This is a genomic window from Scytonema hofmannii PCC 7110 (genome assembly GCF_000346485.2).
Taxonomy (GTDB): domain Bacteria; phylum Cyanobacteriota; class Cyanobacteriia; order Cyanobacteriales; family Nostocaceae; genus Scytonema; species Scytonema hofmannii.
Window position 1 is genome coordinate 9684379 of record NZ_KQ976354.1, and the last position, 16168, is coordinate 9700546.

Here is a 16168-nt window from a genome sequence, read left to right on the forward strand (position 1 = left end):
GCTAAAGCGTTATCTTTGACAACTTGGTATTACAATTCATCCTCCTTGGAGATAAAATGGATAAACTAAATTAAATTCAGTATTTGTTTTGCGAACATGATAATTAATGTCAATCCAGATTTTCCCAGTTTCTTTTTTATCCAATGAAACCTTAACCTGATTCAGATCGATTCTAGGTTCCCAACGGGTTAAGCCTTCTCTTACACTTAATTCTATGAGTCCTAGAGTTGCCATACTTAAAGTTGCAAACACAAAATTGTGGATACCACAACCAAAATCGGGTTGCATAATTCTTTCGCCTTTTGCTGTAGCCAGAATTATCCAAATTGCTTCTTGAATGTCTTGGTCATACTCAGACATTAATATTTTTCCAGTTGGGGTATCTACATTAACCGGAAATTTCCAACCTATGCCTAAAAACTCTTTCGCCACTGCTACCTCAATAAAAACTCTAAAAAAATCTAAAATTTCAATCTGTTGTATCTTTTACGATCGGCCAAACAAAACCAATGATAAAAGGATATTCAAAAACACCTTGTTCAAAGGCAACTAATACGACATCGTGAACTTCTATTTGAGGACGAGTATCTTTGTTACTTGTAATTACCCCTGCCCATATTCCATCATTTGTCGGTTCCTGTTTTCCCCCTTCATCATTTGTCGGTCTCTGTTTTCTCCAATGAAATTTTACTTTTACTTTGCCCTTGTCTAGCGCTGATGTATCAGTTACAGTTGCGAGGGTTACACCTCTAATCAGTGCGCCGCTACCTCTGTCTTCAGTTTGGAGTGAATAATTAAATAAATTAGTCATGATAAATTTGTAGTTTCTGATTTAACGTCGATTTGTTTTTCATCAGGTACTCTATTAACATCAAAGGTCGTTTTGTAACCTGAATTACTAATACTATGATTTGTTTTTTGAAGGTAATATTTCTGACTAAATTTACTACCTAACCCTAGAAGATTAATGTTTGTACCTGCTAATATGTCAGGGATACCGATTGATTCTCCACTACCTTTGAGTATATTTTCGTGCTTCTTAAGCAAAATAGCTCTTGCCATATGCTCAGCGTGTTCTTTAGATGTTACAGGTTGTTTTACCTGTTCGGAAACAAGTTGATTTGTTACAGTTCTTCCTTGTTGTTCTGCCTCAGTTTTTCTCTGAAACATCTTTTTTATTTCATCATTATCTATTTTTGCAGTAGCCTCAATATTTATTTTTTTTTCGGTATTTTGCCCCATAACCTTTACTTCAAAAACTCGCTCAGCAATATCAAATTCAGGAGAAAAACTGACTAGGCTTTTATTCCATTCCAAAATGACAACTGGATCTGATTCACGAGCCGGTTTTCGAAAATAAAGCGTATTTCTAAACACAAAGAATTCGTAATAATTCCTTTCAGCTAATCGCTTTAAAAATTCAAAGTCATTCTCTTTTTCTTGCTTAACAATTTGTGGATGTATTACTCCAGTCTCTTCTACACTTGCTTGGTTAGGAAATGGGTCATCATTATCAGTGTTGTTAATTTGTAGTTTGTATTCCTCAGCAATCACCTTTACGACTTCACTATCTTTTTTATCATTCCAATTGCGCGGTTTCATTTGTTTCATCATCCGATGGGAGACATCGAAACCACCTACTTCTACCTGAGGAGCACCGCCAGAAGGAAAAGATATTTTAACTGTTACTAATATACCAATCATCAGAGTTTTGAGTAGGCTGCCATATCCGAACCTTATCTCAACTGGTGCGTCAAAAACTAGTATTTCATCGACAAACGTTAGCAGTTCTCGCCTTGCAAGATCGAAAGCATTATTAACGGTAAATGAAAAAGTATCTGCACCATCTAATGTATTGTCAATGGTAACGCTAGAAATTTCTAAACTTTCCTTGGTATTATCTTCCCCAAGTGTCATAATATCTTTGCCATTAACTTTAATCTGAAAGACAGGAGCATAGAAATTTCCGTATTTTTTTTCTAATTCAACAATATCCATAACATTATTTTAAAACTGGAACAACAAGCTCTGTACCAACAGCTAGAATTCTCGGATTGCTAATTTTGTTAGCTGTAGCAATGGGACGCCATAAACCCGGTTCTTCGTATTCTTGATCGGCAATATGCCAGAGACGATCGCTTTGTTTTACAGTTATTCGTTTTGTGCGATCTCTAGATTCTTTTTTCACATCTATTATCTGTTCGCTCAAGGTTCTATATTCTTTGAAAGTAACACTGAGAGTTGCTCTGACTGGAATTCCCGACTCTAAAAATAGCGTAAATTTATGTGTTACTTGTTCTACAGTTGCTTTAAACTGTAGGGCTGGACTCCAATGAAACTCACAAATTGGTGGAGCATGAAGAGCGGGATCTATATCTAGCAATTTTGTGATTTTATCAGTGTATGTTCTAACATTTTCTTTTGTTTCATAGGAATCAAAAAATAAATCCATTGTTAGAGTTTCAGTATTACCACTAACGAATTGAGTAACGGGTGTTGATGTTCCTGGTATTGCTGTACGTTGAAATTGATTACTCACTTCAAGAGAATACTCTGTAGGATTAAACGAAACATTAATAATTTCGTCTTTCCTACTTCCGGTTAATATTTTAATAAAAGCTTTTTCTAAAGCCATTTTTATTTCCTCTACTTACAGCATTCCTCTTCTTTGTCGCTCTATTTTGAGCTTTTTCTCAATCAACTGATATACTTGTTCTGCGATGCGATTAACATTTATTGTTGGTATATCAGTTTGTACCTGCTTTACTATGTCATTTTTCCCCTTTACTTTATTCTCTCGATCGTTTTGAACGGTAGAAATGTTTGCTTTCGGCTGAACGAATTCCATCGTAAGTGTATTAGGGTAATTTTGCTTTGGCTGATTTTTGATAGTAGTGCGATCAACCTGCTGGTGGAGAACAAGATCTTCGGAACTTTGTAAATGCGTACTCAAGCTTCTCGTGCGTGTATGATGCGGTGCTAAACTTAACTCCTCCTGAGAATTAGTATAATTAGTAGCAAGTTTTCTATACTGCGAGATAGTTTGTGTTTCGATGCTCTGTAGCCTTTGAATAAGCTGAGAAGTTTTTTCAACTGTTGATGTTATCTGATTCATATTTGATAAATGAATCAACACAGGTTTTTTATTCTCAGTTAGTAACGTAGAACTTTGCGATCGTGAGACAAAAATCTGGGCTTGAGAGGCAGGTATTTCTAACTGTAAATTCTGAGTTGGGGAAGTGTTACTTTCAGGCTGTTGTAAACCAAACGAGCTTGGTGACTCAACAGCTATAGCGTCAGATTTCTTTTGGAATGACAAAACAGCTTGATTAGACTGCTCTTTTTGACTCACTTCTATGTTTTCTAGTTGATTCAGTTGGGGTAGTGATGTTTGAGTAATCAGAATTGTGTTACTTTGCGAGAAAGTCCCCCCGCCTGATTGAGAAATCTGAGATTTGCTCTCTCTTGATACAATTTGTTGCCTCGATATATTGTTGAATACGTTTGTACTCTGCTGCGTTTGATAAGTGATATTTGCGATCTGAGATATCGATGATGCAGGTATTTTTCCTCTGGTAATTCTTGGACTCAATGTATTGTAGAATACGATAGAATGAGTAGCAAGTTTTCTATACTGCAAGATAGTTTGTGTTTCGGTGTTCTGTAGCCTTTGAATAAGCTGAGAAGTTCCTTCAACCGTTGATGTTATCTGATTCATATTTAGTAAATGAATCAATACAGGTTTTTTCTTCTCAGTCAGTAACGTAGGACTTTGCGATCGCGAAATGAAAATCTGAAATTGAGAGGCAGGTATTTCTAACTGTAAATTCTGAGTTGGGGGAGTGTTACTTTCAGACTGTTGTAAATCAAACGAGCTTGGTAACTTAACAGCTATAGCATCAGATTTCTTTTGGAATGACAAAACAGCTTGATTAGACTGCTCTTTTTGCCTCACTTCTATGTTTTCTAGTTGATTCAGTTGGGGTAGCGATGTTTGAGTAATCAGAATTGTGTTACTTTGCGAGAAAGTCCACTCGCCTGACTGAGAAATCTGAGATTTGCTCTCCCTTGATGCAATTTGTTGCCTCGATATATTGTTGAATACGTTTGTACTCTGCTGCGTTTGATAAGTGATATTTGCGATCTGAGATATTGATGATATAGGTATTTTTTCCCTAGTAATTCTTGGACTCAATGTATTGTAGAATACGATAGAATGAGTAGCAAGTTTTCTATACTGCAAGATAGTTTGTGTTTCAGTGTTCTGTAGCCTTTGAATAAGCTGAGAAGTTCTTTCAACCGTTGATGTTATCTGATTCATATTTAGTAAATGAATCAATACAGGTTTTTTCTTCTCAGTCAGTAACGTAGAACTTTGCGATCGCGAAATGAAAATCTGAAATTGAGAGGCAGGTATTTCTAACTGTAAATTCTGAGTTGGGGGAGTGTTACTTTCAGACTGTTGTAAATCAAACGAGCTTGGTAACTTAACAGCTATAGCATCAGATTTCTTTTGGAATGACAAAACAGCTTGATTAGACTGCTCTTTTTGCCTCACTTCTATGTTTTCTAGTTGATTCAGTTGGGGTAGCGATGTTTGAGTAATCAGAATTGTGTTACTTTGCGAGAAAGTCCACTCGCCTGACTGAGAAATTTGAGATTTGCTCTCCCTTGATGCAAAAAATTGCATCAATCTAGTGTGTACTTGCTGATAAAGTCGGGATAGCGAAGTTTTGGTAATAGAAACTGTGCTGTTGTTCGAGAAAGTAAATCTGGTTGAGTGTAAATCTTGAGGTTTGCTCTCTCCTCCCACAAATCTTTGAACAACTGTATTTAAAAATAAAAGTATGTTCAAATTCAAATTTAGTTGGGTTGTAGAAAGTGGCACAGAAATGACTTGATTTTTGAAGATATGAGTTATATTAAATACATTCCAGGATCTGCTAACTCTTGGAAGTAGAGTGAGAGTCGGAAACTTAAATTTTCCCAGTTCTGCACCACTATATTTATCAGCAATGTGTTTGCTGAAATCAGCCAGCCCAAAGCCACGCAATTCTAAAATTTGCTTCCCTAATCTCCCACTTGCTATTGGAATAAATGGTTGAGCGCATCTCATAACAAATTAATTCAAGTTTAAGGTTTCCATAAACCATTGTGAGCAAGCTCTAATGTCTCTATGGCAACAGCATTACCATCTGCTTTCAAATCAGGACCAACCCACTTAACTGGATAGGCATCAAAGAAATTCCAACGCCACTTTGCAGTGTAGGTATTGTCTAAGAGAATGACAGAACCGTTGTGTCGCTCAATTTGCCCAGCAATGACCCTTTGATGCCATACCCAAAGCTCAAATGAGTCAGTAATACCCCGTTTGAGGACAAGATTGGGAAATTTTGTCACCTTTGGCAGCCGATGTACAAAATGATTCACGCCTCCTTCACGATAGTCTTCTACTTCTGTTTCTGCTTGCAAACCGGAAACTTCAGAAAAGCCTCCAACAACTAGACCGCGCATTGTGACTACACTGTGGATTTCAACTAAAAAGTTGAAAGCTGCATAGGGACTCATAATTTTTTCCCTCTCCTCCAACCTTTATTGGTCGTTTCCATTGTTATTCAACTTGCGATTGATCTTGGATATTTCCTCACACCACCTTTGGCGATCGCGATGTTCCATTTGCATAATGTCGTTATAAGACCAGGGAAAATGATATGCAATGAAAGCTACCTCTTCATACACTTTGTCTAAGGGGTAGCCGACTATGCTTCCCCCAAGCTGCTAACCTCCACCTCATGCTTATGTCCGCATTGGGGACAGACAGTTTTTATATTGGCGGTACCATCTTCGTTAATGCGACGGTAAAAGTCTTGCAGAAAAGCCATGTCAGCCGCAAACAGCCCTTCAACCACTTTCGGATTGATTGACTCTAGAGAACCCAAGCGGGTAATTACCCTAGATAAAAGGATGATGACTAGATAGCTTGGGTTGTTCTGCACGCGGGGGTCTTTCATGGGCGCAATCTCGTCAAAAGCTGTAGCTAAGCGCATCACACCTTCTCGGTGGAGATTGCCATCCGAATCCACATAGCCACGAGATAAAGTAAAAGGAAACTCTGTTTGCAGCATTAGCTTATAGTGCCTTCAGTTGGAACAGATTTTTTAACGGGCAACAGATTCTAAACGAGATTCTAAACGAACCCCTTCATGAGCTAATTCTAAAGTTTCGATCGCGACTTCGTTGGCTGTAGCGTTAAAGCTAGCGCCTGTCCATTTGGTAGGCCAAGCATTCCTTAAAATCCAATGTTTTTTGCGAACACCCAGATCGTCTACAAGAAAAATTGAGACTTCTATGCGCTGTAAGTTGCCCTCTACAGCTCTGGTTCGCCAGTTCCAAAGAGCATGATCGTCAGTTATGCCCCATTTAAGGGAGACATTAGAATATTTCACCAAACCGGGTAACTTGCGAACTGTTAAGAATGGTTCGTTACCTTCACGATATTCAATTGGGTCTTGGGCAGAATCTAATCCGGAACACTCTCTAAAACCCGCACTTGTGACCCCTTGGATTTCTACTATGAAGTTATAACCATTATAGGGATCTCTACGTGGTGGATTATTGCGCTCTGCCATAATCAAAACTCCTGAATAAAATAGGTTGACATGAAAACCAAAGAACTTAATGCCCTAAATAGGACTTGTCGAAATGACGCCTTCAGCATCTTGAACGATCCGAACCACGATAAATTCACCAGGAACGGTGGCAGCAAGACCAATCTCGATGACGACTTGCCCAATATTTCTAACCTCCGGGGGATTAATTTCTTCGTCGCATTTAATGTAAAAGGCTTCTGTGGGTGAACGACCCTTGAACGCACCTCGTTGAAACAAGTCATTGAGAAAAACAGTTAACTCGCGTTTGATAGTCGCCCATAACCTGCTATTGTTTGGTTCAAAAACCATGTTTGCCATGTTCAGCTCGATCCATCGTCTGACTGTCAAAAACAGTCGTCGCACGTTGATATAAAGCCACTCTCGATCGAGACTGAGTGTCCTCGCCCCCCAGACTCGAATGCCGCGTCCGGGAAATGACCGCAGGCAGTTAATACTTTGCGGATTGAGTTCATCTTGTTGGGCATTGGTGAGGTTAACTTCTAGGTCAACAACATCCTGCAAAATTTCGTTAGCAGGTGCTTTGTGAACGCCAATTTGCCGATCGCTGCGGGCGTACACACCGGCGATATGACCGCAGGGCGGAACGAAATAATTGCTTTGTTCTGGACCTTCAGGGATGCGAATCCAAGGATAGTACAAAGCACCGTAGCTCTCTGTTAATCTTTGCCTTTGCGCCTGAATTTGTTCCAGGTTAGCTCTAGGTAGAGAGTCTAGAATCGCAAAGCGATCGCCCAAACGACTGCAATGATTTAACACAGCAGCCTGCATCAGCTGTACCTCTTCAGGGTCAGTTTTTTCCGGAGGCGATCGCATGATATCGGGCGCACATACCAAGTCAATGGTATCTAGTTCTGCCAGTGCAACCAGTCCTTCAGACAATGCTTTTAGATTAGCATCTCGAATGCGTACTACATAACACAAACTACCCCCATTCTGGAAAAAGCCCCGCACGGCATAAGCCAAGTAACTATTGAGCAAAGGTTCCCCAAAGAAGTACTTGAATTCAGACCACAGTGTCAATAGCTGGGGCTGATTAACAGCAATCTCCGTCTTTTCACAGAGCCCCAGAAATGCTGGTACACCTGTAGGAAGTATAACCTGAGGCTCTGAGATTATATACTTCTGATAGACACCTGGAGTTTTATACATGGCTTTCATGATTTGGGAGTTGCGATCGGCGGGGCGAATGTCTATGGTCTTGAGGACGCGCTAGGCTATTGTTCCGGTCGAGCGTTAGCGTTGGTGTTAGCTTGTGGTCCTGCCCACTGACTGATGCGGAAGATGACAAACTCTGCTGGTTTGACAACTGCTACACCAATCTCTGTGATAACTTGACCCAAATCTCTAACTTCCGGTGGATTGGTTTCTTCGTCACACTTGACGAAGAAAGCTTCTTGTGGGCTATTGCCAAATAAAGCTCCATCCCGCCAGACAGTAGTTAGAAAAGCCGAAACATTACGTCGAATTCTAGCCCACAGTATATAGTCATTAGGCTCAAAGACTGCCCACTGAGTACCTTCGTCAATCGATTCGCGCAGGAAAAGGAATAGACGACGGACATTGATGTATATCCACTCTGCGTCTTGCCCACTCGCCAGAGTGCGGGCACCCCAGATCAGAATATTGTTGTTGCCGGGGAATTTGCGAATCACATTGATCCCTTCTGGATTCAATCCTGCCTGATCCGCCTTGGTCACAGTAACCTCAAGTCCTTCAGCACCACGAATGACTTCGTTAGCAGGCGCTTTATGCACTCCACGTTCAGTATCAACACGAGCGTAAACTCCAGCAATGTGACCGCTGGGAGAAATGTAAATATTTTTTTTAGTTATTGGATCGAAAACCTGAATCCTGGGAAAATAGATAGCACCATAGTCACTATCTCTTACACCTCCTTGAATAGCCTCTTTGGTGAGATTGAGATTAGTAACTCCTTCGTACCGACCGTCTAGAATTGCAAAGCGATCTTGTAGATATTGATCCTCGCAATGATCCAGCACAACGTTTTGAACTTCATCACTGACTGCACCAGGTACAACAACTAAGGCAATTTCGTCAATAGGCTTGAAAGTGTCTAAAGCTGCTCTGACATTTTCTACATTCAGTTCATCGGTAACACGAGTTATCCAACAACGGGTACCACCATTATTGAAAAAGCCGTATACAGCGTGAGCCAAAATTGCATTCCCCTCGTGAAAATCACCAAATGCGGCTTTGAACCTTTCCCAATTGGTAATCAATTGTGGTTGATTGACAGGAGCTAGGGGGTACGTTTCTGGTATCTCAGTAGGCTGTCTTGTTGGTTTATCTGGCATTTTGACATTATCGGCTACGCGACCAATAAATCCAGCAATACTGGTGCCAACACCAGCAATAGGCATAATACCTGAGGGTTTTTCCTCAACGTATACTCCCGGCGCTTGATACACGGGCATTATTTTTACTCCTTAATTCTCAATAATTAAGTTAATAGGGATGGGACGAATGGCTCGTTAAAGTTGGGGCATAGAGAAGAAATAAGTCATGAACATCATCCTTGTAAGACAAAGTTCAAAGGAGGTTGTGAAGTACCAGGCTGGTTGATGACTACCGATTGGGAGGTTGGTTGATAGCTCTGTGCAGAAACCAGCACCAGGCGCTCGATTTCTGATGCTTCTATAGAAAAGAGCGAGTAATGACCTTGGTCATTACTAAATGTGCTTTCTGTGTTGCCAAACTGCACTTGTGCCATCAAAACAGGTTCCTCATTCTGGTTAAATATCTTGCCTTGAAGGACTGTGGTTGGCACAGCCATATCAGCAGCAGTCACAATGACTTTGCCCTCAACTTTGGTAGGTACTGTAACTGTTAACATGGCTTTGCCATAGCGCCTAGCAGCATTTGGGACTGATGCAGTCAAAGTATATTCGCCCTCCGGTAGCTCTAAGAAATGGAAGTAACCATCATCAGCGGTTCTAGTCCGGTCGGGACGCTCAACCATCAAGTTCCAGCGATCGCCATACTGTAAAGATTTGAGTTTGAGCCAGTTGGTAAAAGCGGATGGTGCATTAGTAACGATGACTTCGGCGTTGGGGATCGCTCTGTTAGTTTGGGCATTCGTTACTCGACCAGCGATCGCTACTTGATGTCGAATGAGTTCCCACTTGAGCATTGACTAACTCTCCCTTGAACCATGCATCAGACGGAACTGAGCGTCTGTAACCAGTGGTGCTTCTACAGGTTTAGATGCATCTACACCAATAGTTACGGTGTAATTCAGAGATGCCTTTGGCTTACCACCGAGCGCCTGCCAAAATTCCCCTAAACTCTGCAAGCGACCGGGTTGTAGACTACTAGTTGGCAATAATGGCTCTTGTCCTGCTAGACTGCCTTCGAGTACGCTCTCTGGAAGCTTCGGATGCCGCAATAGCACTTTCATCACTTCACCCAGTAAACTGTGTTCGCTCAAAACGTCACCCGACCAAGCAGTCACTAGATAAGAACAGTCCACTCGCACTAGAGGCGGTTGTTTGCGAGCTATACCGTTACTCTGCCGCTCTACCAACCAATCATTGCTGCGTAGTTCTAGGTTCTCCCGCACGTCATAGAGAAAGAAATCAACTGTTCTCTGATTGGGATGAAATTTATCATCAGGTGTATCGAAGACAACTGTAACTTCCTCCGAAAAAACTCCCATCAATTCAGCCTCAAGAAGTTTTTTCAGGCTATTATCCAAATCTTTGATCATGTCGATTCATTCGTGGTACGAGAAGCTCTTGTGGGAATTCTTTCTGGTTCCTCCGCTTTTACAGGCAATGGACTAGCCTTGTAATCATATTGTTCTTTTAGCTGTTTTAGCTCAATATCCTGTGCCTCCCGGATAAATTGATCTCTACGGTTCTGCCTAAATTTGTCATAACTCTCCCGAGCCTTCTTTTCCTTTTCTACAATTTCCAGTGCGTTTTTATACCAATAAAAATATTTAAACACTGCCAGAGCATATTGCCTCAGATATTCTGTCAATTCACTCTTTAGCCATTCATGGTCTTTGACTATTAAATTTTGTGGATGCAACTTTGTATCATCTTTTTTCAGTTGTCTGGCTTGATGCAAAAGAGCAGCAAATTCTAGACCGTAGGCGTACAGTGCCTTGTAATTTTCTGTCTCAAGAAGAGGTTCTGCCTTCTTATATAAATCATCAAGCTGCTTGAACCAATTGGTAACTGTGTCCTTAAATTTTTTATAATTTTCAAAATTTTCCCCTGTTCTCTTTTTAAGTGCCAGCGCTTCTTCGCGGCGACAATAGTAACCATTTTCTAATTCTTTCCAGGCACATTCCCACTGCTCCTCGAGATTAGCCTCCACTTCCTCGTAGGATTCTTTTCTTAGTTCACTTATAGCTTTCCGGATTTCTGTACCTGGGTTATCATTGTCATTAGTCCAATTATAGAGCTTTTTGTAGTTCTCTTCAGCCTTAGGTAATTGTACTCTTAAAAAAGACTGAAAATACTCTTTTTGATACTCATCAACAATCTTCGGAATTTCTTCTCTATATCCTTTCTCAAGGATGTCAACATCTTTTTTGAACTCCTTGGTCGCTTCTGAATCTGGGTTTTCATGTAGCTCCTGCTGAAGTCTCTTTTGCAGGCGGTGAAGCAGACGACCAACTGTGAGTTCTTTGTCGAGTTTCCTCGCTTCTTCAACTTCACAAGAGTCGTTGTCGTAAATCACGATAATTGTCTCGATTCCCATATTAAAACCTTCCTACATTAAACTGCGAGATGGCGATTGCCCAAGGGGTAGTGCCCAGGGCAATCGCATCTTGTCAACAAAAGCCTTTCAATGTCAATAAAGCCCAAAATAATCGCATTAATGCCCGCTTATTGACAAGATTTTAAGCGATTGCCCGAAGGGCGGTGGGCTGAGCGCAAAGCGCACGCTCCGCGAACGCCCAATCGCTTAACCCGTAAAAGACCTGATACCAATAGCGATTGCCCTTTGGGCACTGCGCTTCGCGCAATCGCAGTTAATTACCTTTGATATTAGTTTTTCTCTTAGTCTGTGCAACTCATAAAACTCATCCCAGAACTCATAGAAAAACCCATGAAAAATAACATTTATAAATAGAAATGGCACTAAAATATTGTCAGTAGATCGAAAAGTTTAGCGATCGCTCTGAAGAATAGAGTAAAAATCAAACACAATCTTACTTTTGTCACCTTTATGTATTATTTATTACTAAAGGATTAGATAATCTTCTAGGGGAAAGGGAGTATCATTTTTAAATAATGCTGTTTGTTGTTTTTTTGGGATAATTTATTTCTTGGAAGTCCCTAATTTGTGTGGTCATTTTTAAAACTCAAGAATCTATGAAAAAACTCGGTTTTGCAAAGAACCGAGTTCAGAAAATTATATGTAATATTACTTATCTTTGTTTAATCAAGAAAACCCATGAGTGTTTCAGTCTCGCCAACTTCATTTGGAGCTACCGGACGATTACCCATAACAGAGTAGGTTTGAGAAACAACTAGTTCGCTGGAGCCAATTGGACGCACTCCAGATAGATTAAGAGTGTCAACAATCTCAAATGTATGTGCGCCAATAGGACGTACACCCATCACATTTCTTGTTTCTACAACTTGTAAATTACTAGCAGATATAGGACGAATACCAGAAATCGCCAGTGTGTTACGTACCTCTAGTGTACCTGGAGATTCTAATTGCACTGGCTTATCACCATTTTTTTCAACTGGCTCTGCGTTCACACTTTGACCTTGACTATTGTCTTCCACAATTGTTTCCCCCTTTTGCTTGGTACGATGTATATTTTGAACTGACTGCTTGACCAGGACGGATAAATTTTTATCTTGTGTTACCTGGAATTATTAACTTATTTTACAATACTCAGGAAATTCCAAATTTTTCCTTAACGTTCCGAGTGTAGCCTTGATAAACCTGCTATGGGTAAAAATATTTTTAAAGTTACACATAACTAAAATATATTATTAATTTATGTAAAATATAGGTGAGTAGGGAGTAATCCCTACTCCCTACTCTCAAGAAAAGATTTATGAAAGAGTTTTGTCTTCAAGCTCCCTTTCAACCAACAGGCGATCAACCACAAGCCATCGCTCAACTTGTGAAGAGTGTCAATGACAATAATCGGTATCAAACTTTACTGGGAGCTACGGGGACAGGAAAAACATTTACCATTGCGTCCGTCATCGAAAAAGTGGGGAAACCTACCCTAGTCCTAGCTCACAACAAAACTCTTGCTGCCCAACTTTGTAACGAGTTGCGCGAATTCTTTCCCAATAATGCTGTTGAGTACTTTATCAGCTATTACGATTATTACCAACCGGAAGCTTATATTCCCGTTAGTGATACCTATATAGAAAAAACAGCTTCAATCAACGATGAGATAGATATGTTGCGTCACTCCGCAACACGATCGCTCTTTGAACGCCGAGATGTCATCGTTGTTGCTTCCATTAGCTGCATCTACGGTTTGGGAATTCCTTCAGAATACTTGAAAGCTGCCATTCCTTTTCAAGTGGGGATGGAAGTTGACCAACGGGAAATACTGAAAGACTTAGTATCAGTTCAGTATGGTCGTAACGATATAGAAATGGGTCGCGGACGTTTTCGAGTTCGGGGAGATGTTTTAGAAATCGGTCCGGCATATGAAGACCGAATCATTCGTGTAGAATTTTTTGGGGATGAAATTGACGCAATTCGTTACGTCGATCCAGTTACGGGTGAAATTCTCAAGAGCGTAGAATTCGTCAATATTTACCCCGCACGTCACTTTGTCACCCCAGAAGAAAGGTTAGATGCGGCGTGTGATGCGATCGCAACAGAACTTAAAGAGCGGAGAGCACAATTAGAGGAAGCCGGAAAATTACTAGAAGCGCAACGTATAGACCAACGGACTCGTTATGACTTGGAGATGTTGCGGGAAGTAGGTTACTGCAATGGTGTGGAAAACTATTCCCGTCACCTAGCAGGACGAGAAGCAGGCGCACCTCCGGAGTGTTTGATTGATTATTTTCCCAAAGATTGGCTGTTGGTGATAGACGAATCTCACGTCACCGTACCGCAGATACGTGGAATGTATAACGGTGACCAAGCACGAAAGCAAGTGTTAATCGAGCATGGCTTTCGTCTTCCAAGTGCTGCTGATAACCGTCCGTTGAAAGCAGAGGAATTTTGGACAAAAGTAGACCAGTGTATTTTTGTGTCTGCGACTCCAGGAAATTGGGAATTAGAAATTTCTGACTCTCATGTGGCGGAACAGATCATTAGACCAACTGGAGTGATTGATCCAGAAATCATAGTGCGTCCTACAGAAGGGCAAATTGATGATTTATTAGGTGAAATTAGAGAGAGAATTGACCGCAGCGAACGGGTGCTGATTACAACGTTAACCAAGCGCATGGCAGAAGATTTAACTGAGTATTTAGAAGATAATGGCGTTCGAGTCAGATATCTGCATTCAGAGATTAATTCCATTCAGCGAATTGAGATTTTGCAAGATTTGCGTGATGGGAATTTTGATGTCTTGGTAGGTGTAAACTTGCTGCGGGAAGGTTTAGATTTACCGGAAGTTTCTCTTGTGGTAATTTTGGATGCTGATAAAGAAGGATTTTTGCGTGCAGAGCGCTCTTTGATTCAAACTATTGGTAGAGCAGCACGTCACATTCGAGGACAAGCCATTTTATATGCCGATAACTTCACCGACAGCATGAGCAAAGCCATTTCGGAAACTGAGAGGCGTCGCAGCATTCAGATAGCTTACAACGAAAAACACGGGATTACACCCAAACCAATTGTTAAAAAATCTAAAAATGCAATTTTGTCTTTTTTGGAAGTCTCAAGACGATTGAATGCGGCTGAGTTAGAAACAATTGAACAAAATGTAGATGATTTACCGTTAGAAGAGATTCCACAGGTGATTACTCAGCTAGAAGAATTAATGAAAGAAGCAGCAAAGAAACTGGAGTTTGAAGAAGCAGCAAAGTTACGCGATCGCATTAAGCAATTGCGAGACAAATTGGTAGGACATTCGTAGGTTGGGTTGAGGAACGAAACCCAACATTTATAGGCATTTGTTGAGTTTCTCCACAGCGATCCCAACCCACAAAAATTCGAGATACCTTGTAGTATTGGAGTTGGGAGGATCTACAACGCGTGAAATACTTGAAATGCCATTTTGTTGTTGCGTAAGTCCTAAGTAATATTATAAAGGAAGCATTATGGTTCAAACTTTACCAAAACCAGTCACTGTTGAAGAATTTGCCGCCTGGTATCCAGAAAATTCAGAACAGCGTTATGAACTACATAATGCAGCGATTGTTAAAATGCCTCTGCCAGTTGGCGAACATGAAGAAGTTGTTGGATTTTTAGCTACAAAATTGTCTCTAGAATATAGTCGGCTCAATCTGCCATACTTTATTCCCAAAACAGTTTTCGTTCAACCACCTCAAAATGAATCTAGTTACTCACCAGATATTTTGATATTAAATCGACCTAATTTAGTTAATGAACCAATCTGGAAAAAGCAATCAATAATCACTTTGGTTAAGTCGATTCCTTTGGTAGTTGAGGTAGTGAGTACCAACTGGCGTGATGATTATCACAAAAAATACGCGGACTATGAAGAAATGGGAATACCTGAATACTGGATTGTTGATTATGCTGCATTAGGTAGTAGGCAAGTCTATGACTGTACAAATTAGCATTGATCTTCCAGAAGGAGCTTTTTCAGCCCTACGCAGTAGTCCAGAAACTTTTGTTCAAGAAATGCGCTTAGCTGCTGCTGTCAAATGGTATGAAGTTGGGACACTTTCCCAATCAAAAGCTGCTGAGATAGCAGGTGTCAGTCGTCAAAAGTTTCTGGAAGCTCTTTCACGTTATCACGTTTCTCCCTTTCAAGTAACTCCTGAAGAATTGGCTGAGGAGTTGATGCGTGAGTAGGCGATGGGTGATTAATGCCTCTCCACTGATAGTTCTCGCCAAGATTTCCCAGATAAATCTTATCTTACAACTTTGTGCAGAGGTTGTAATTCCAAGTGGAGTAGTCCAAGAGATTAACACAGGACCCAACGATGACCCAGCTAAAATTTGGCTTAGTAACGAAGCAATTTCTTGGATTAGAGAAATAGAACAAATCGATCCACTAATTGCTTCTTGGGATTTGGGATTGGAAGAAAGTCACGTTCTTTCATGGGTATATAGCAATCCCGGTTATGAGGCGATTTTGGATGATCGGGCTGCCAAAAATGCAGCATTAGCCCTGAGAGTTCCAGTGCGCGGTACTTTGGGTGTTATTTTACTAGCTAAGCAAGAAGGCATAGTACCTGCGGCTAAACCTATTTTTGAGCAACTAGTTCAAATTGGATTTAGCGTCATATGCCTCAACGAATAATGCTCGTATTATACTTGTAGGGGCGCAAGGCATTGCGCCCCTACGGTAGGTGATGTTGGTTCTTATTCGTTCAACAATTAAACATTGAGGC

Annotated in this window: 18 protein-coding genes and 1 pseudogene; 4 read left to right on the top strand and 15 right to left on the bottom strand. The window is 40.7% G+C overall.

Translation table 11 applies throughout. The features are described 5' to 3' along the window. Positions 1 to 36 precede the first annotated feature (36 nt). From WA1_RS40760 to WA1_RS40825, 15 genes are all read right to left on the bottom strand, one after another. Positions 37 to 432: a GPW/gp25 family protein gene (locus WA1_RS40760; RefSeq protein ID WP_017742789.1), complete on the bottom strand. Its 396-nt coding sequence runs from the start codon at positions 430 to 432 to the stop codon at positions 37 to 39. 37 nt (positions 433 to 469) lie between these two features. After that, positions 470 to 811 carry a hypothetical protein gene (locus WA1_RS40765; RefSeq protein ID WP_017742790.1) on the bottom strand — a complete coding sequence of 114 codons (342 nt, stop codon included), beginning with the start codon at positions 809 to 811 and terminating at the stop codon, positions 470 to 472. Further along, positions 808 to 1998: a phage late control D family protein gene (locus WA1_RS40770; RefSeq protein ID WP_066613192.1), complete on the bottom strand. Its 1191-nt coding sequence runs from the start codon at positions 1996 to 1998 to the stop codon at positions 808 to 810. The genes WA1_RS40765 and WA1_RS40770 overlap by 4 nt, the downstream gene beginning before the upstream one ends. A gap of 4 nt (positions 1999 to 2002) precedes the next feature. Further along, a complete protein-coding gene (locus WA1_RS40775) occupies positions 2003 to 2635 on the bottom strand; it encodes a CIS tube protein (protein ID WP_017742791.1) in 633 nt (210 codons plus the stop codon). 15 nt (positions 2636 to 2650) lie between these two features. Beyond that, a complete protein-coding gene (locus tag WA1_RS40780; protein ID WP_017742792.1) occupies positions 2651 to 5116 on the bottom strand; it encodes a hypothetical protein in 2466 nt (821 codons plus the stop codon). Between the two features lie 17 nt (positions 5117 to 5133). Beyond that, a complete protein-coding gene (locus WA1_RS40785; protein WP_017742793.1) occupies positions 5134 to 5568 on the bottom strand; it encodes a phage tail protein in 435 nt (144 codons plus the stop codon). Between the two features lie 24 nt (positions 5569 to 5592). Further along, on the bottom strand, positions 5593 to 5739 hold the full coding sequence (locus tag WA1_RS61455) for a DUF6760 family protein (protein WP_336389827.1): 147 nt from the start codon (positions 5737 to 5739) through the stop codon (positions 5593 to 5595). 20 nt (positions 5740 to 5759) lie between these two features. Next, positions 5760 to 6125, bottom strand: a complete 366-nt coding sequence (locus WA1_RS40790; RefSeq protein ID WP_017742794.1) for a hypothetical protein — start codon at positions 6123 to 6125, stop codon at positions 5760 to 5762. A 33-nt stretch (positions 6126 to 6158) separates the two neighbouring features. Beyond that, entirely contained in the window at positions 6159 to 6629 is a 471-nt protein-coding gene (locus WA1_RS40795; RefSeq protein WP_017742795.1) for a phage tail protein, read from the bottom strand. A 54-nt stretch (positions 6630 to 6683) separates the two neighbouring features. Next, positions 6684 to 7820, bottom strand: a complete 1137-nt coding sequence (locus WA1_RS40800; RefSeq protein WP_148663034.1) for a phage tail sheath family protein — start codon at positions 7818 to 7820, stop codon at positions 6684 to 6686. Positions 7821 to 7885: 65 nt separating this feature from the next. Continuing rightward, entirely contained in the window at positions 7886 to 9106 is a 1221-nt protein-coding gene (locus WA1_RS40805) for a phage tail sheath family protein (RefSeq protein ID WP_017742797.1), read from the bottom strand. Positions 9107 to 9201: 95 nt separating this feature from the next. Then, a complete protein-coding gene (locus WA1_RS40810; RefSeq protein WP_017742798.1) occupies positions 9202 to 9822 on the bottom strand; it encodes a carboxypeptidase-like regulatory domain-containing protein in 621 nt (206 codons plus the stop codon). Between the two features lie 3 nt (positions 9823 to 9825). Further along, positions 9826 to 10398, bottom strand: a complete 573-nt coding sequence (locus WA1_RS40815) for a Pvc16 family protein (RefSeq protein WP_017742799.1) — start codon at positions 10396 to 10398, stop codon at positions 9826 to 9828. Beyond that, a complete protein-coding gene (locus tag WA1_RS40820; RefSeq protein WP_017742800.1) occupies positions 10395 to 11402 on the bottom strand; it encodes a hypothetical protein in 1008 nt (335 codons plus the stop codon). The genes WA1_RS40815 and WA1_RS40820 overlap by 4 nt, the downstream gene beginning before the upstream one ends. Positions 11403 to 12085: 683 nt before the next feature. Next, positions 12086 to 12442 carry a hypothetical protein gene (locus WA1_RS40825; RefSeq protein WP_017742801.1) on the bottom strand — a complete coding sequence of 119 codons (357 nt, stop codon included), beginning with the start codon at positions 12440 to 12442 and terminating at the stop codon, positions 12086 to 12088. Positions 12443 to 12720: 278 nt separating this feature from the next. On the opposite strand from WA1_RS40825, the gene uvrB reads away from it, so the two are divergent. The 4 genes and pseudogenes from uvrB (at position 12721) to WA1_RS40845 (ending at position 16077) form a co-directional block, all read left to right on the top strand. Further along, positions 12721 to 14721 carry an excinuclease ABC subunit UvrB gene (gene uvrB, locus WA1_RS40830; protein WP_017742802.1) on the top strand — a complete coding sequence of 667 codons (2001 nt, stop codon included), beginning with the start codon at positions 12721 to 12723 and terminating at the stop codon, positions 14719 to 14721. Between the two features lie 184 nt (positions 14722 to 14905). After that, a pseudogene (locus WA1_RS40835) lies at positions 14906 to 15367 on the top strand (Uma2 family endonuclease); the annotation flags it as partial. A 4-nt stretch (positions 15368 to 15371) separates the two neighbouring features. Beyond that, positions 15372 to 15626 (top strand): UPF0175 family protein, encoded by a 255-nt coding sequence (locus WA1_RS40840; RefSeq protein WP_017742804.1) that lies wholly within the window; start codon positions 15372 to 15374, stop codon positions 15624 to 15626. Further along, positions 15619 to 16077 (top strand): PIN domain-containing protein, encoded by a 459-nt coding sequence (locus tag WA1_RS40845; RefSeq protein ID WP_026134574.1) that lies wholly within the window; start codon positions 15619 to 15621, stop codon positions 16075 to 16077. Before WA1_RS40840 ends, WA1_RS40845 begins: the two co-directional genes overlap by 8 nt. Positions 16078 to 16168 lie beyond the last annotated feature (91 nt).

What these genes read in the sequence shown, in the direction of transcription:
- WA1_RS40790 (WP_017742794.1), bottom strand. Translation starts at nt 6,125, where the DNA reads ATGCTGCAAACAGAGTTTCCTTTTACTTTATCTCGTGGCTATGTGGAT.
- WA1_RS40795 (WP_017742795.1), bottom strand. Translation starts at nt 6,629, where the DNA reads ATGGCAGAGCGCAATAATCCACCACGTAGAGATCCCTATAATGGTTAT.
- WA1_RS40840 (WP_017742804.1), top strand. Translation starts at nt 15,372, where the DNA reads ATGACTGTACAAATTAGCATTGATCTTCCAGAAGGAGCTTTTTCAGCC.
- uvrB (WP_017742802.1), top strand. Translation starts at nt 12,721, where the DNA reads ATGAAAGAGTTTTGTCTTCAAGCTCCCTTTCAACCAACAGGCGATCAA.
- WA1_RS40770 (WP_066613192.1), bottom strand. Translation starts at nt 1,998, where the DNA reads ATGGATATTGTTGAATTAGAAAAAAAATACGGAAATTTCTATGCTCCT.
- WA1_RS40820 (WP_017742800.1), bottom strand. Translation starts at nt 11,402, where the DNA reads ATGGGAATCGAGACAATTATCGTGATTTACGACAACGACTCTTGTGAA.
- WA1_RS40780 (WP_017742792.1), bottom strand. Translation starts at nt 5,116, where the DNA reads ATGAGATGCGCTCAACCATTTATTCCAATAGCAAGTGGGAGATTAGGG.
- WA1_RS40805 (WP_017742797.1), bottom strand. Translation starts at nt 9,106, where the DNA reads ATGCCCGTGTATCAAGCGCCGGGAGTATACGTTGAGGAAAAACCCTCA.
- WA1_RS40815 (WP_017742799.1), bottom strand. Translation starts at nt 10,398, where the DNA reads ATGATCAAAGATTTGGATAATAGCCTGAAAAAACTTCTTGAGGCTGAA.
- WA1_RS40800 (WP_148663034.1), bottom strand. Translation starts at nt 7,820, where the DNA reads ATGTATAAAACTCCAGGTGTCTATCAGAAGTATATAATCTCAGAGCCT.
- WA1_RS40810 (WP_017742798.1), bottom strand. Translation starts at nt 9,822, where the DNA reads ATGCTCAAGTGGGAACTCATTCGACATCAAGTAGCGATCGCTGGTCGA.
- WA1_RS40765 (WP_017742790.1), bottom strand. Translation starts at nt 811, where the DNA reads ATGACTAATTTATTTAATTATTCACTCCAAACTGAAGACAGAGGTAGC.
- WA1_RS40785 (WP_017742793.1), bottom strand. Translation starts at nt 5,568, where the DNA reads ATGAGTCCCTATGCAGCTTTCAACTTTTTAGTTGAAATCCACAGTGTA.
- WA1_RS40775 (WP_017742791.1), bottom strand. Translation starts at nt 2,635, where the DNA reads ATGGCTTTAGAAAAAGCTTTTATTAAAATATTAACCGGAAGTAGGAAA.